The organism is Amycolatopsis sp. WAC 01376 (assembly GCF_003947415.1).
Classification (GTDB): Bacteria; Actinomycetota; Actinomycetes; order Mycobacteriales; family Pseudonocardiaceae; genus Amycolatopsis.
In genome coordinates this window covers 1,176,032-1,189,493 of the sequence record NZ_QHKL01000001.1, presented here as the reverse complement: position 1 = coordinate 1,189,493, position 13,462 = coordinate 1,176,032, and the positions used below count along the sequence as shown (strand labels likewise).

The 13,462-nt window shown below is 68.7% G+C and carries 14 protein-coding genes; 4 read left to right on the top strand and 10 right to left on the bottom strand.

The window, feature by feature from the left end; translation table 11 throughout:
* Positions 1-49 precede the first annotated feature (49 nt).
* Genes DMH03_RS05630 through DMH03_RS05605 form a run of 6 tightly spaced genes read right to left on the bottom strand, consistent with a single transcriptional unit; the run spans position 50 to position 5,149 of the window.
* A complete protein-coding gene (locus DMH03_RS05630; protein WP_125790881.1) occupies positions 50-796 on the bottom strand; it encodes an SDR family oxidoreductase in 747 nt (248 codons plus the stop codon).
* Positions 793-1,440, bottom strand: a complete 648-nt coding sequence (locus tag DMH03_RS05625; protein WP_125784801.1) for a nucleoside/nucleotide kinase family protein — start codon at positions 1,438-1,440, stop codon at positions 793-795. The genes DMH03_RS05630 and DMH03_RS05625 overlap by 4 nt, the downstream gene beginning before the upstream one ends.
* Complete coding sequence (locus tag DMH03_RS05620; protein ID WP_125790880.1) at positions 1,437-2,312, bottom strand: PfkB family carbohydrate kinase; 876 nt, start codon at positions 2,310-2,312, stop codon at positions 1,437-1,439. Before DMH03_RS05620 ends, DMH03_RS05625 begins: the two co-directional genes overlap by 4 nt.
* Positions 2,313-2,340: 28 nt before the next feature.
* Complete coding sequence (locus DMH03_RS05615; RefSeq protein WP_125790879.1) at positions 2,341-3,150, bottom strand: ATP-binding cassette domain-containing protein; 810 nt, start codon at positions 3,148-3,150, stop codon at positions 2,341-2,343.
* On the bottom strand, positions 3,147-4,136 hold the full coding sequence (locus DMH03_RS05610; RefSeq protein WP_125790878.1) for an ABC transporter permease: 990 nt from the start codon (positions 4,134-4,136) through the stop codon (positions 3,147-3,149). Before DMH03_RS05610 ends, DMH03_RS05615 begins: the two co-directional genes overlap by 4 nt.
* Positions 4,133-5,149 (bottom strand): substrate-binding domain-containing protein, encoded by a 1,017-nt coding sequence (locus DMH03_RS05605; RefSeq protein WP_125790877.1) that lies wholly within the window; start codon positions 5,147-5,149, stop codon positions 4,133-4,135. Before DMH03_RS05605 ends, DMH03_RS05610 begins: the two co-directional genes overlap by 4 nt.
* Positions 5,150-5,278: 129 nt before the next feature.
* On the opposite strand from DMH03_RS05605, the gene DMH03_RS05600 reads away from it, so the two are divergent.
* From DMH03_RS05600 to DMH03_RS05590, 3 genes are all read left to right on the top strand, one after another.
* Positions 5,279-6,313 carry a LacI family DNA-binding transcriptional regulator gene (locus DMH03_RS05600; protein WP_125790876.1) on the top strand — a complete coding sequence of 345 codons (1,035 nt, stop codon included), beginning with the start codon at positions 5,279-5,281 and terminating at the stop codon, positions 6,311-6,313.
* 88 nt (positions 6,314-6,401) lie between these two features.
* On the top strand, positions 6,402-7,271 hold the full coding sequence (locus DMH03_RS05595) for a LacI family DNA-binding transcriptional regulator (protein WP_199748680.1): 870 nt from the start codon (positions 6,402-6,404) through the stop codon (positions 7,269-7,271).
* Between the two features lie 47 nt (positions 7,272-7,318).
* Positions 7,319-7,852 carry a GNAT family N-acetyltransferase gene (locus tag DMH03_RS05590; protein ID WP_125790875.1) on the top strand — a complete coding sequence of 178 codons (534 nt, stop codon included), beginning with the start codon at positions 7,319-7,321 and terminating at the stop codon, positions 7,850-7,852.
* Between the two features lie 362 nt (positions 7,853-8,214).
* Here the strand turns inward: DMH03_RS05590 and DMH03_RS05585 are convergent, their stop codons facing one another.
* Entirely contained in the window at positions 8,215-9,231 is a 1,017-nt protein-coding gene (locus tag DMH03_RS05585; protein WP_125790874.1) for a glycoside hydrolase family 76 protein, read from the bottom strand.
* A gap of 73 nt (positions 9,232-9,304) precedes the next feature.
* Between DMH03_RS05585 and DMH03_RS05580 the strand changes: the two genes are divergently transcribed.
* The gene (locus DMH03_RS05580) at positions 9,305-11,440 is read left to right on the top strand and encodes a molybdopterin oxidoreductase family protein (protein WP_125790873.1); all 2,136 of its coding nucleotides are present in this window, start codon (positions 9,305-9,307) and stop codon (positions 11,438-11,440) included.
* A gap of 70 nt (positions 11,441-11,510) precedes the next feature.
* Here the strand turns inward: DMH03_RS05580 and DMH03_RS05575 are convergent, their stop codons facing one another.
* The 3 genes from DMH03_RS05575 to pyrE form a co-directional block, all read right to left on the bottom strand.
* Positions 11,511-12,164, bottom strand: coding sequence for a TrmH family RNA methyltransferase (locus DMH03_RS05575; protein ID WP_125790872.1), 654 nt, complete (start codon positions 12,162-12,164; stop codon positions 11,511-11,513).
* A gap of 14 nt (positions 12,165-12,178) precedes the next feature.
* Entirely contained in the window at positions 12,179-12,571 is a 393-nt protein-coding gene (locus DMH03_RS05570) for a DUF2784 domain-containing protein (protein WP_125790871.1), read from the bottom strand.
* A 293-nt stretch (positions 12,572-12,864) separates the two neighbouring features.
* Entirely contained in the window at positions 12,865-13,428 is a 564-nt protein-coding gene (pyrE, locus tag DMH03_RS05565) for an orotate phosphoribosyltransferase (RefSeq protein WP_125790870.1), read from the bottom strand.
* Positions 13,429-13,462: the final 34 nt, after the last annotated feature.

Genomic DNA, 13,462 nt, shown 5'->3' with positions numbered 1-13,462 from the left:
CCGCACGCGGACCCGATATCACCTCGTGACCGCTCCGTGGTCCCGCGTGTCAACGTCCTCCACCGACGGTCAGCACCGTCCCGGTGGTGTACGACGCGGCCGGGGAAAGCAGCCACAGCACGGCTTCCGCGACTTCGCCGGGTTCGCCCGCGCGTCCCATCGGAATGGTCGGCGCGATCCGCTCCATGCGATCGGGCATTCCCGCCGCGGCGTGCAGTCCGGTGTGGATCATGCCCGGCGCGACGGCATTGACCCGGATGGATTCTTTCGCCACTTCTTGCGCGACGCCATAGGTCATCGTTTCGACCGCGGCCTTGGTGCCCGCGTAATGGACCCATTCCCCTGGCGAACCGGTCCGCGCGGCGGTGGAGGACAGCGTCACGATCGCGCCGCCCTCGCCGCCGTACCGGGTGGACATCCGGCGGATGCCCTCGCGGACGCACAGGAAGACACCCGTGATGTTGACATCGACGACGCGACGGACGACGTCGACGTCGTATTCGTCGAAGCGGCCGGGGGTGTTGCCGGTGATGGCCGCGTTCGCGACCACCCCGGCGACGGGGCCGAGCTCGACGGCGGCGTCGAACAGGGCCACCACGTCATCCTCGGACGCCACGTCGCCGCGCTGGGTGATCGCCCGGACGCCGTGCTTCCGAGCGCGCGAAGCGACGTCTTCGGCCGCTTCGGCGTCACCCGCGTAGTTGACGACGACGTCGTAACCGCGCGCGGCGGCCAGTTCACAGACCGCCGCGCCGATGCCTTTGCTGCCGCCGGTGACGATGAGAACGCCTGTCATATGGCGAAGTTAACCAGCGGCAGGTTCTCGAGGACCAGGTCGGCCCGGCTGCTGGTGGAGGCGATCAAATCGGCGTTGCGCTGGTCCGAACCGAGCGCGCGGCGACGCGCGTCGACCAGCGAACGGCCGTAGCGACGGTGCCGTGAGACGAGCCGCTCGATGCGCTCGGGCTCGTCGGGCGCGAGGAACCACGACTCGGCGAGGATCGGCTTCACGCCGCTCCACGGGTCGTCCTGCATGAGCAGGTAGTTCCCCTCGGTGATGACCAGCGGGACGTCCGGCGTGACCGCGACGGCACCGGCGATCGGCTCCTCGATCTCCCGGCGGAATTCGGGCGCGTAGACCGTCTCGCGGCCTTCGGCGAGCCTGCGCAGCAGGTGCACGTACCCGGCGGCGTCGAAGGTGTCCGGCGCGCCCTTGCGCTCCGCCCGCCCGAGCCGTTGCAGTTCCACCTGCGCCAGGTGGAAGCCGTCCATCCCGACCACCGCGGCCCTCGTGCCCAGCGCCTTCGCCAGGCCCCAGGCCAGCGTCGTCTTGCCGGACGCGGGGGCGCCGACGATGCCGAGCACACTGCGCTGTCCCGGCTTCGCCAGCGTCTGAGCCCTGCTCAACAGGTCCTCGAACACCGGAGGCATGGCTGTCATGGCAGTCCTTTCTTCGCGACCGCGGCCGTCCACGACCTCGGTCCTTCATGCCGCACCCGTTCGGCGGCCACCTCGTTGGCGAACTCGATCCAGCCCGGGACGTCCCCTCGGTCCCTGGCGACCGCGTACGCGAAAGCCCCGTGCCACACGTCGCCCGCACCCAGCGTGTCACGCGCCCGGGTGACCGGGACGGGGACCGCACCGGATCCGTCCGCCGTCGACCAGCGCACCGGATCGGGGCCCGCGGTCGTGATGACCACCGGCACGCCGTGTTCGCGCGGATCGTCCCCGCGGTACAGCGAGGAGCAGGCGGCGATGTCGACCAGCGGCAGGAGTTCGGGGAAGACCGGCTTCCAGCTCCCGGCGTCGAGCACCACCGGCACCTTCCGCTCCCTGGCCCAGCGCGCGACCTCCAGCGCCACCTCCGGATGGTGCCCGTCGAGGAGCACGCACCCGGGCATTTCGTCCTCTGAATGCGGTAGTTGCGCGTGCAAGGACCGCATCGAGAGGACGAAATGCATAGAGGCGTGGGCGTTGCGCGAGACGACGGTGCGTTCGCCGTCGGAATCCCGTACGACGATGGCGCTGATCGCGGGCGGATCGGGGCGTTCGGGATCGAGGTCGACAAGGTCGACACCGTGCGCTTCGAGGTCGGCACGGGCGAGTGCCGCCAGCGGATGCGCACCGGCGACCGTCAGGAGCGTCGCCCCGGCGCCGAGCGCGGCCACGGTCACCGCCGCGTTCGTCGCCGGCCCCCCGGCGGCGACGTCCATCGACAGCGAACGCACCTTCTCGCCCGGCGCCGGGATCTCGGCGACGCGCTGAACCTGGTCGACGGTGCACAGGCCCGCCAGCAGTACCTTCACTAGCATCGAAGTACTTTTTCCCGCTGAGATGCCATCAGCTCAGACCCGTGTGGACGGCCGAAGCGACCTCTTCGACCTCGCCGTTCTCGCCGATCTTCAGCGCACCCGTGAGCAGGCCGACGACCTGGTTCATGGTGTGCGTCTTCGGTGAGACGACCGCGACCCGTTTGCCGAGGCGGTGCACGTGGATGCGGTCGGCGATGTCGAACACATGCGGCATGTTGTGGCTGATCAGGACCACCGGCAGGCCGCGTTCGCGGATCCGGTTGATCAGGTCGAGCACCTTGCCGGATTCGGCGACGCCGAGCGCGGCGGTCGGCTCGTCCATGATCACCGCCTTGGTGCCGAACGCGGCCGCCCTCGCGACCGCGACACCTTGGCGTTGTCCGCCGGACAACGTCTCCACCGGCTGCGTGATGGACTTGATGTTGATGCCGAGTTCGTCGAGGATCCGCTGCGCGTCGGCCCGCATCGCGGCGCTATCCAGTTTGCGAAACACTCTCCCGAAGAGGTCCTTGCGCCGTTTTTCGCGGCCGAGGAACATGTTCGACGCGATGTCGAGCGCGGGCGCGACGGCGAGATCCTGGTACACCGTCTCGATTCCGTAGTGGCGAGCGTCCAAAGGGGACTTGAAGTGGACGGTCTCACCGTCCACTTTGATCTCACCGGAATCCGGGATCACCGCTCCCGAAAGGGCTTTGATGAGGCTCGACTTCCCGGCGCCGTTGTCGCCGACGACGGCGAGCACCTCGCCGGGGAACAGTTCGAAGTCGGCACCGTCGATGGCGGTGACCCGGCCGTAGCGTTTGACCAGGCCCCGCGCCGACAACGTGGGTGTCGTCATGACTGCCGCCTCCTCGCGAAACGGTCGACGCAGACAGCGCCGATGAGCAGGGCACCGGTGGCGACGTCCTGGTAGAGCGCGTCCACCCCGAGCTGGGTCAGCCCGGACCGCAGGACCGCGACGACCAGCGCGCCCATCATCGTGCCGAGTACGGAACCCCGGCCGCCGAACAGGCTCGCGCCGCCGAGCACCACCGCGGTGATGGAGTCGAGGTTGCCGAGCTGGAAGGCGTTCGGGTCGGCGTTCGGCACGCGGCCGAGCGCCTGCCAGGCGGCGATCCCGACGATCACCCCGGCGACGATGTACACCGAAAGGATCGTGCGGTTGACCTTGATGCCGGACAGCCGCGCGGATTCCGGCGCGTTGCCGACCGCGTAGACGTGCTTGCCCCACGGCGTCCGCGTGAGCGCGTACCAAAGGCCAAGGTACATCAGCAAAGCGAGCGTCATGCCGTAGGTGATCGGGATGCCGCCGAACAGGTACCGGCGGGTGCCGAGCCATTTGAGCAGTTCGTCCGCGACCGGGACGGCCTGGCCGTCGGCGAACAGTTTCGCGGCCGCGGTGAGCACCGTCAGCAGGCCGAGCGTGACGATGAACGGCGGCAGTTTGATCCGGGTGACCAGTGAACCGGTGACCATCCCGATCACCACCGTCGCCACGATTCCCAGCAGCAGCGCCCAGATCCCGGAGACGCCGCCGACCACGAGCTTCGCCATGATCAGCGTCGCGAGCACCATCGCGGCCGCGTTGGCCAGGTCGATGCCCGCGGTCAGGATGATCAGCGTCTGCCCGAGCGCGAGCGTGCCGACCACCAGGGACTGTTGCACCACAAGGGAAAGGTTGTCGAGGTCGAGGAAGGTGTCCGTCGAGAGGGAGAACACCACGATCGCGACGAGCAGGGCCAGCGCGGGCCCGACGGCCGGTGCGCGCAGGAAGAACTCACCGATCGACGGCCGTTCGTTCCCTTTGAGGGTTGCCGTGGTCATTTCGTCCCCCAGCAGTTCTCGAGGCCCCACTTGGTGTCCTGGCTTTCCACGCCGGGGATCGGCTTGTCGGTGATCACCGCGGATCCGGTGTCGACGAACCCGCTCGGCTTCTTGCCGGTCTTGGCGTATTCGACGGCGGCGAGGACGCCCTGCTCGGCCATCTTCTTGGGGAACTGCATGACCGTGGCGGCGTACTGGCCGTCGCGCACGTTCTTGACGCCTTCGCAGCCGCCGTCGATCGAGCCCATCACGATCTGGTTCACCAGGCCGCGGGCCTGGAGCGCGGCGTAGGTGCCGCGGCCCATCGGCTCGTTCATCGTGTAGACGGCGTTGATGTCGGTGGTGCGCTGCAGCAGGTTCTCGACCCCCTGCTGCGCGAGGCTCTGGTCGCCGTTCGCGGGCGTCTTGCCCTTGATCTCCGGCGACGCGTCGGTCAGCCCGATGCCCTTGAGGAACCCGGTGTGCCGCTGAGTGTCCACTGTGGACCCGGCGGTGCCGTCCACCATGAACAGCTTCGGCGGCTTGCCCGCCAGCACGGCCTTGACGTAGGCGCCTTGCCTGCGTCCGGCCTCGAAGTTGTCCGTGGCGAAGGTGGCGTCGACGGCGGTGTCCGGTTCGGTCGCCGTGTCGAGCGCGATGACCAGTACCCCGGCCTTGCGGGCGCGGTCGATGGCGTCGAGGACACCGGTCGAGGAACTCGGCGTGATCAGGATGGCGTTCGCACCCTGCTGCATGAGGTTCTCGATGGCCCGTACCTGGCCGTCGTTGTCACCGTCGAACTGGCCGGCGAGCGCGCTGAACTCCGCGCCGTTCGCCTCGGCGGCGGCCTTGGCGGACGCTCTCAGTTCCACGAAGTAGGGATTGGTGTCGGTCTTGGTGACCAGGCCGACCTTGGCCTTGCCACCGCCGCCCGCGTTCGAACCGCCACCCCAGTGGCGTTCGACGGTGCACCCGGCCGAGGTCACCGCGAGTGCGGCGACCATGGCGAGCGCTAAGAGACTGCGCTGTCTCATGGGGGATGCCCTCCGATTCAAGGCTGTCCGTGATGGACCGGAAGGTAGACAGGGTTATGCTCACTCGCAAGCGTTTGCGCAAACGCTTGCCCCAGACTCTTTCGACAGAGCACTTCACGAGGATTGGTAATGCCGCCGTCTCGCTCGTCCCGTCCCACCCAACGCGACATCGCCGAGCTGGCGGGAGTCTCGATCACCACCGTTTCCCACGTGGTCAACGGGACAAGGGCGGTGGCCGAAGAGACCAAGCTGGCCGTCCTCCGCGCGATCGAGCAGACCGGCTACACCGGTGACGCCATCGCCCGCTCGCTGGTGACCGGCGGGACGAGGTCGATCGGCGTCGCGATCTCCCTGGTCGCGAACCCGTACTTCGCCGTCTTGATCCAGGCGATTGAACGCGAAGCCGCACTGGCCGGGTACACGGTCTTGCTCGCGGACACGCACGACACCGTCGACACCGAACGTGAGACCGTGCGGACCCTGCGTTCGCGCCGGGTCGACGGGCTGCTGATCACGCCGTCGCCCGGCGACGGTTCGGTGATCGGCGAACTCGTCTCGCTCGACGTCCCGACCGTGCTCATCGACCGCCTCTCCACCCGCACCGACGTCGACCAGGTCGGCGCCGAGAACATCCAGTCGACGTCCGCGCTGACGGCGCATCTGGCGTCGCTCGGGCATCAGCGGATCGGCATGATCAGCGGCACGGCCGGGCTGAGCACCAGCGAAGAGCGGATCCTCGGCTATCGCTTGGGGCTCGGCCGTTCGGGTTTGACCTGGTCGGAGGACCTGGTCGCGTGCGGGCAGTCCTCGCAGGCAGGCGGGGCCCTCGCGCTGAGCACGCTGCTCGCGCTGCCCGAGCCGCCGACCGCGCTGGTGGTCGCCAACGACACCATGATGGTCGGCGTGCTGCACGAGTTGCGGCGCCGCGGGCTGCGGGCGGGCGTCGACCTGCCGGTCGTGGTCTACGACGACGTCGAATGGGCCGATCTGGTGGATCCGCCGCTGACCACGATGGCTCAGCCGATCGAGGAGATCGGCACACAGGCGGTGCGCCTCCTGCTGGCCCGGATCAACGATCCGGCACGCAAGGCCCAGACGATGCGTATTCCGCCTACGCTCCGCCATCGCGCGTCCTGCGGATGCGCTCTCGTTCACTCACATTGATGATTGTTGGGAGACTTTCCGGTCTCGCCGCCGAGCGACGCTCCGTCAGCCGTTACCGTCATTCAGGCTCGGATGAAGGCGTGGAGCGATGACCGCATTGTCCCCGGCGTTACCCCTGTGGGAGGACACCCCTGTCACCCACCGGTTCGGGGTGGCCATGGCGATGCACGCGAACCCGTATTCGGGTGAACTCGTCCGCGCCATCCGCCGCGCCGCACGCCGTCACGGCTGCGAAATCACCCTCGCCGACACCGGCGACAGCGTCGCCGAAGAAGCCGCGGTCATCCGTGCGCTGCGGGCGGACCGCGTCGACGGTGTGCTGCTCGTCCCGGCGGCAGGCGACGAAGCGGTGATCAACGGACTGGTCCGGATGGGCGTGCCGACCGTGCTCGTCGACCGGATGGCCGGCCGCAACGACGTCGACCAGGTCGGCTCCGAGAACATCCAGGCCGTGTGCGCGCTCGTGCGGCACCTCGCCGGGCTGCGGCACCGCAAGATCGGCTTCATCTCGGGCGAAGAGGACATGACCACCTACGAGGAGCGGGCGCTTGGCTACCGGCTCGGCCTCGGCCGCTCCGGCCTCCGGTGGACGTCGCAGCTGGTCGCGTGCGGGCAGTCGACCCCGGGCGGGGCGGCCGCCGCGACCTCGAAACTGCTGGACAGCTGGCCGTCGCCGACCGCGCTCGTGGTGGCGAGCGAGGCGATGATGATCGGCGTCCAGTACGAGGCGCACCGGCTCGGCATCCGGATCGGGCGCGACCTCGCGATCGTCGGCTACGGCGACATGGAGTGGGCGGGACAGGTGACCCCGGCGGTCACCACGATGGCGCAGCCGATCGAGGAGATCGGGCGCAAGGCCGTCGAACTCCTACTGGCCCGGATCACCGACCCTGAGCGACGACCCGAATCCGTACGGCTCGCACCGCGCTTCATACACCGTCATTCGTGCGGCTGCTGAATCACAACCCGCTGGTCAGAAGCCCGCCGCCGGGTGATGATGGCGGAATGACCGACCTGTGGACCGTGCACACCGCCGACCTCGGAGCAGATGTGCTGACCGCGGCACGCGCTCTGCTGGACGACGCTTTCGACGGCGATTTCAGCGACCACGACTGGGAGAACGCCCTCGGCGGCATGCACACGCTGGTGTGGGAGAGCGGCGAACTCGTCGGGCACGCGTCACTGGTCCAGCGGCGGCTCGTGCACGACGGGCGGGTCCTCCGCACGGGTTATGTCGAGGCGGTCGCCGTCCGGTCGGATCACCGGCGGCGCGGGCACGGCGCCGCGATGATGGACGCGCTGGAGCGGGTCCTGCGGAAGGCTTACGACCTCGGGGCACTCTCGGCGTCCGAGGAGGCTCTGGAGTTCTACGCGTCGCGCGGGTGGCTGCTGTGGCGCGGGACTTCGTCGGCCATGACGCCTTCGGGCGTGGAGCCGACGAAGGAGGAAGACGGGTCGATCCACGTGCTGCCGGTGGGCGTCACCCTCGATCTGGACGGGGAGATCACCTGCGACTGGCGTGCGGGCGACGTCTGGTAACCCGCATTTAGTCCTCTAAATGCGGTACCGCGGCTTCCGACCGTCCATAAGGGACACTCCCCGAGATACTGGCGCCCGAATTGGGCAATGTGCGCGGTTTCACGATGGGGTCGTGAGTGGCAAGTGTCGTTAGAACCCCACTTGCCACTCACGACCTCCGCGAGAAGATACGCAAAGTTCCCAAATCGGTCACTTTAGGTCGAGGAAGTGTCCTTTGTGGATGCTCAGGACCGCGCCGACCCTCTTCGGCAAGCTCGCTCCTGTCACCCAGACCATCACGCCACCTTTGCCTTACTCCTCAATAGAACGCTACTTACCACTCACGACCCCCGCCGTAGTCGCTCTGACCCGCATTCAGAGGACTAAACGCGGTGATCCAGAGTGGCCGCGGCCTCCAGGAGCATCCACGCGCTCACCTGAACGGACAGGTCACGTTCCGGGGCATCACCCGCGAGGGGCAGCGAAGGCGCCGGAGTCGCCCAGTCGGCGCTGAAGAGCGGCCCGTGCGGCGTCTCGGCGGCGCCGGACCAGCAGGCCTCAGCCGACCGGATGACCAGGTCGCGGGCGATCCCGCTCGACGACAGCGGCGCAGCGAGCGCCAGGTACCGGGCCAGGATCCCGCCGAACAGGCCGCCGTCACCGCCTTCCTGCCCCCGGATCACCCCGTTCGGCGCGACGTGTTCCGCGACCGCGCGGATCGTGCGCTCCACCCTGTCCAGTTCGGACAGTTCGAGGCAAGCACCGAGATAAACCCCTTGGCAGTACGTGAAAATATGCTTGACCAGCTCGCCGCTGCCGACGCGCAGGCCGTCCCACACCAGCCCGCTCTCCGGATCGACGAGCCGCTCGGTCATCCAATCGGTCAAACCACGAGCGTGCTGCGTGGCGCCTTCGCGGGCGTGGAAGATCGCGGCCGGGCCGTTCGCGGGGGCGTTCTTGAAATCGTCGCCGACGCGCCACCAGATTCCGCCGCCCGCGTCGTCGGTCCAGCCTTCGCGCAGCCGTGAGCTGATCGCCTCCAGCCCGCCGCGGACGTCCAGCCCGAGCTGCCCGGCGCGTTGCAGCGCGAGGCCGAGCCAGGCGATGTCGTCGTAGTAGTCGTTGATCCACTTGCCGAAGTTGCGCAACCGCATGGACAGCACGAACCGGTCGATCAGCTTCAACCGATCCGGTGAAGGGTCCCGCAACTGCGCGTCGACGAGGGTGTCCAGCAGATGCGCCTGCCACCAGTAGTTCCAGTGCCAGTGGACGCGCTGGCCCATCGAGGGCGGCCAGCCGCTGCGGCCCAGCACGGTGCCGGGCAGTCCCCAGACACCGTGCAGATGCCGGTCGCGGATCGCGCGCTCGGCGGCCGCGGCCCGGTCGGCGAGAGCAGTCATCGCGCCATCATCCCTTGCCCGCTGACATACCGCTCAGTATGTTGGGGAGACTCCCGAACCCGCGAGGTGCTTCATGACCACGGCGCACGTGACCTGCCCGCTCTGCGAAGCCACCTGCGGGCTGGAGGTGACGATCGATGAGAAGAGCCTGGTCACCCGTGTACAGGGTGACCGCGAGGACGTCTTCTCGAAGGGCTACATCTGCCCGAAGGGCGCTTCGCTCGGCGCGCTGCACCACGACCCGGACAGGCTCACGGCACCACTGGTGAAACGCGACGGCAAGTTCGTCGAAGTCACCTGGGACGAAGCCTTCGCCGAGATCGACCGGCGGCTCCGGCCGATCACCGACGAGTACGGCAAGAACGCCGTCGCGGTGTACTCCGGCAACCCGACGGTGCACAACGCGGCGCTGGTGCTCTACGGCCGCGTGTTCTTCAAAGCCTTGGGCACCAAGAACTTCTACACCGCGACCACGGTCGACCAGATGCCGAAGCACTTCTCCTCCGGCTACCTCTTCGGCGACCCGCAGACCATTCCCGTCGCCGACCTCGACCGCACCGGACACCTGCTCATCCTGGGCGCGAACCCGTTGGTGTCCAACGGAAGCCTGATGACCGCAGCCGACACCAGGGGCAGGCTGCGCGGGATCCAGAAGCGCGGCGGCAAGATCGTCGTCCTCGATCCGCGCCGCACCCGGACCGCCCAGCTCGCCGACGAACACCACGCGATCCGGCCCGGCACCGACGCGTTGTTCCTGTTCGCGCTGGTCAACGTCCTGTTCGCGGAGAATCGGGTCGATCCGGGAGAGCACGTCAACGGCGTCGACGAGGTTCGCGTGCTCGCGGAGCCGTTCACCCCGGAGGCGGTCGCGCCCGCGACCGGGATCGACGCCGCCGAGATCCGCCGCATCGCACTCGAACTCGCGGACGCCGAGCGCGCCGCGGTGTACGGCCGGATGGGGACCACGACGCAGTCGTTCGGCACCATCGCGAGCTGGCTGGTCGACGTCGTCAACACGCTCACCGGCAACCTCGATCGCGAAGGCGGCGTGATGTTCCCGCTGCCCGCGCTCTGGCGGCCGCGCCGGTCCTCGCCGTTCACCAGCGGCCGCTGGACGAGCCGGGTGCGCGGGTATCCCGAGGTGCTCGGCGAACTGCCGGTGGCCACGCTCGCGGACGAGATCGAGACCCCCGGCGAGGGCAGGGTGCGGGCGCTGGTGACCATCAGCGGCAACCCGGCGCTGAGCACGCCCAACTCCGCGCGGCTCACGGAAGCGTTGCGACAGCTGGACTTCATGGTGTCGCTCGACGTGTACCTCAACGAGACCACGCGGCACGCCGACGTCATCCTGCCCGGCCCGTCACCGCTGGAGCGGCCGCATTACGACGTCGCGCTGTACGCGCTCGCCGTGCGCAACGTCGCGAACTGGACTCCGCAGCCGCTCGAAACGGACCTGCCGCAGGAGTGGGCGACCCTGCTGCGGATGGCCGGGATCGCCGCCGGCCAGGGCCCGGACGTCGACGTCGTCGCCTTCGACACGATGGTCGCCGGCGAAACGGCGCGGCGCACCGGCGTCGACCTGTCGCTCGCCGAAGGCCGCACGGGACCGGCGCGGATGGTCGACCTGATGCTGCGCGGCGGACCGTACGGGCTGAAACTGGCGGACCTCGAAGCCGCCCCGCACGGCATCGACCTCGGCGCGCTGAAGCCGCGGTTGCCGGAGGTGCTCACCACCGCCAGCGGGAAGGTGGAGCTGGCCCCGGACGCGATCACGAAGGATGTCCCGCGGCTGCGAGCGGAGCTGGACAAGGCACCGGACGGCGGTCTGCTGCTGATCGGACGGCGGCACCTGAGCTCGAACAACTCGTGGATGCACAACCTGACACCGCTGGTCCGCGGCGGGAACCGGTGCACCGTCCAGGTTCACCCGGACGACGCCTCCCGGCTCGGGCTGACCGACGGCGGGCTCGCGTCGGTGACGTCGCGGGCGGGGAAGCTGGAAGTCCCGGTGGAGGTCACGGCCGACGTCCGGCCCGGCGTGGTGAGCATGCCGCACGGCTGGGGTCACGACGCCGACGGCACGCGCACGCGGGTCGCGGCCGCGCACGCCGGGGTCAATTCGAACCTGGTCGCCGACGAGACCCTGCTCGACGTCCCGTCCGGAACCGCCGTGCTCAACGGCATCCCGGTCGAGGTCGCCCCCGTCTAGCCGCATTTCGTCCTCTGAATGCGATACTTGCACACGCAAGGATCGCATTCAGAGGACGAAATGCGGGAGGTCACCAGGCTTGGGTGAGGTCGGCGTGCTGCCGGACCCAGGCGTGCATGACGATCCCGGCGGCGACGCCGGCGTTGATCGAGCGGGTCGTGCCGAACTGCGCGATCGAGACGACCAGCGCAGCCGTCTTCTGCGCCTCGGCCGACAGACCCGGCCCTTCCTGGCCGAACAGCAGGACGCAGTCACGCGGCAGTTCGGCGGTCTCGACGGGCTGCGAGCCGGGAGTGTTGTCGACGGCGACCACGGCGAGCCCCTCCGTCGCGGCGAAGGTCAGCAGCCCGTTGACGTCCTCATGGTGGAGAAGGTGCTGGTAGCGGTCGGTCACCATGGCGCCGCGCCGGTTCCAGCGCCGCCGCCCGACGATGTGCACCGCGGCCGCGGCGAACGCGTTCGCCGTCCGGACCACGGTGCCGATGTTGTGGTCGTGCTGGAAGTTCTCGATCGCCACGTGGAACGGGTGCCGACGGCTGTCCACATCGGACACGATGGCCTCGCGCCGCCAGTAGCGGTACGGGTCGACGACGTTGCGCCGGTCGCCGTTCGCCAGGAGTTCCGGGTCATAGCGCTCGTCCGAGGGCCACTCGCCCTCCCACGGACCGACGCCGATCTCTTCCTTCGCCACCCATTCGGTGGGACCGGCTTCTTCCTCAGTCACTCGGTGATTGTCACTCAGCCCATGCTGACGCGGTGCGCCGGTGCTTCCCCGTCGTGGTGACGGTGCCGCCAGCGCTGGACCGTGCCGACGTAGGAGATGATCACCGTCGCCATCGCGATCACGACGACGATCGGCAGCGACGAGCGCGGGAACACGGTGTCGTACAGGTAGTAGGCGTTGAAGCCGCCGGGCAGGTCGCCGAGACCCTGCTGGTGCCGGAAGTAGTTCTCGGCCGCCGTCAACGGGCAAGGCCACGGGAAGACGTTGACGAGGACCCCCCATGCGGCGAAGAACACATGCACGAAGATCACCTTCGGCCACCGCCACGCGAGAAAACCACCGAATCCGATGAACAACAGCGCGAAAATGTGCACCGCGACTGTCACGTTCGCCAGGAAACCCGCCACCTCAAGCCCCCTTTCACACCCCTACCTGGGACGTTACCCCTCTCGTATTGAGAAACGCTCACGAAAAAACGGGGCATCCTCCTCATCCACGGAGGATGCCCCGTTCGGGACGCTTTACTCAGCGACAGTGGGCGGAGCTGAAGATGGGCCCGAAACGCGACCTAACGCGTGAACCCGCCCCGGCCGAAGGCCCCGCTATCGCGGTGGCAGGGCGCCTGATCCGCCGTCGGGACGGGGAATGTCCGAGCAGCGCCCTGTCGACGTCGATCGCGGACGCGGGTTCACCGCAGGCGTCAGGACAGACCGAGGTCGTCCTTGTTCAGAATGTAACGGTATTCGAGGCCTTCCTTCTCGATGGCCTCGCGCGCTCCGGTGTCCCTGTCGACGACGGTCGCGACGCCGACCACGTTCGCTCCGGCCTCGCGCAGCGCCTCGTCGGCGGTGAGCACGCTGCCGCCGGTGGTCGAGGTGTCCTCGACGGCCAGCACGCGCTGCCCGAGCACCTCGACGCCTTCGATCCGTCGCTGCATGCCGTGCGCCTTGGCGCCCTTGCGGACGACGAACGCGTCGAGCACGACGCCGTCGGTGGCCGCGGAGTGCAGCATGGCCAGCGCCACCGGGTCCGCGCCGAGGGTCAGGCCGCCGGCGGCGACGTAGTCCCAGTCGTGCGTGAGCTGGCGGAGCAGCTTCCCGATGAGCGGGGCGGCCGCGTGATGCAGCGTCGCCCGCCGGAGATCGATGTAGTAGTCGGCTTCCTTGCCGGAGGACAAGGTCACCTTGCCGTGCACGACGGAGAGTTCGCCGACCAGTCTCGCCAGTTCGAGTTTCGCCGCTTGATCAACACCGGGGTACGCCACGGCCGAGAGTCTTACACACGGCTCGCGGCGCACC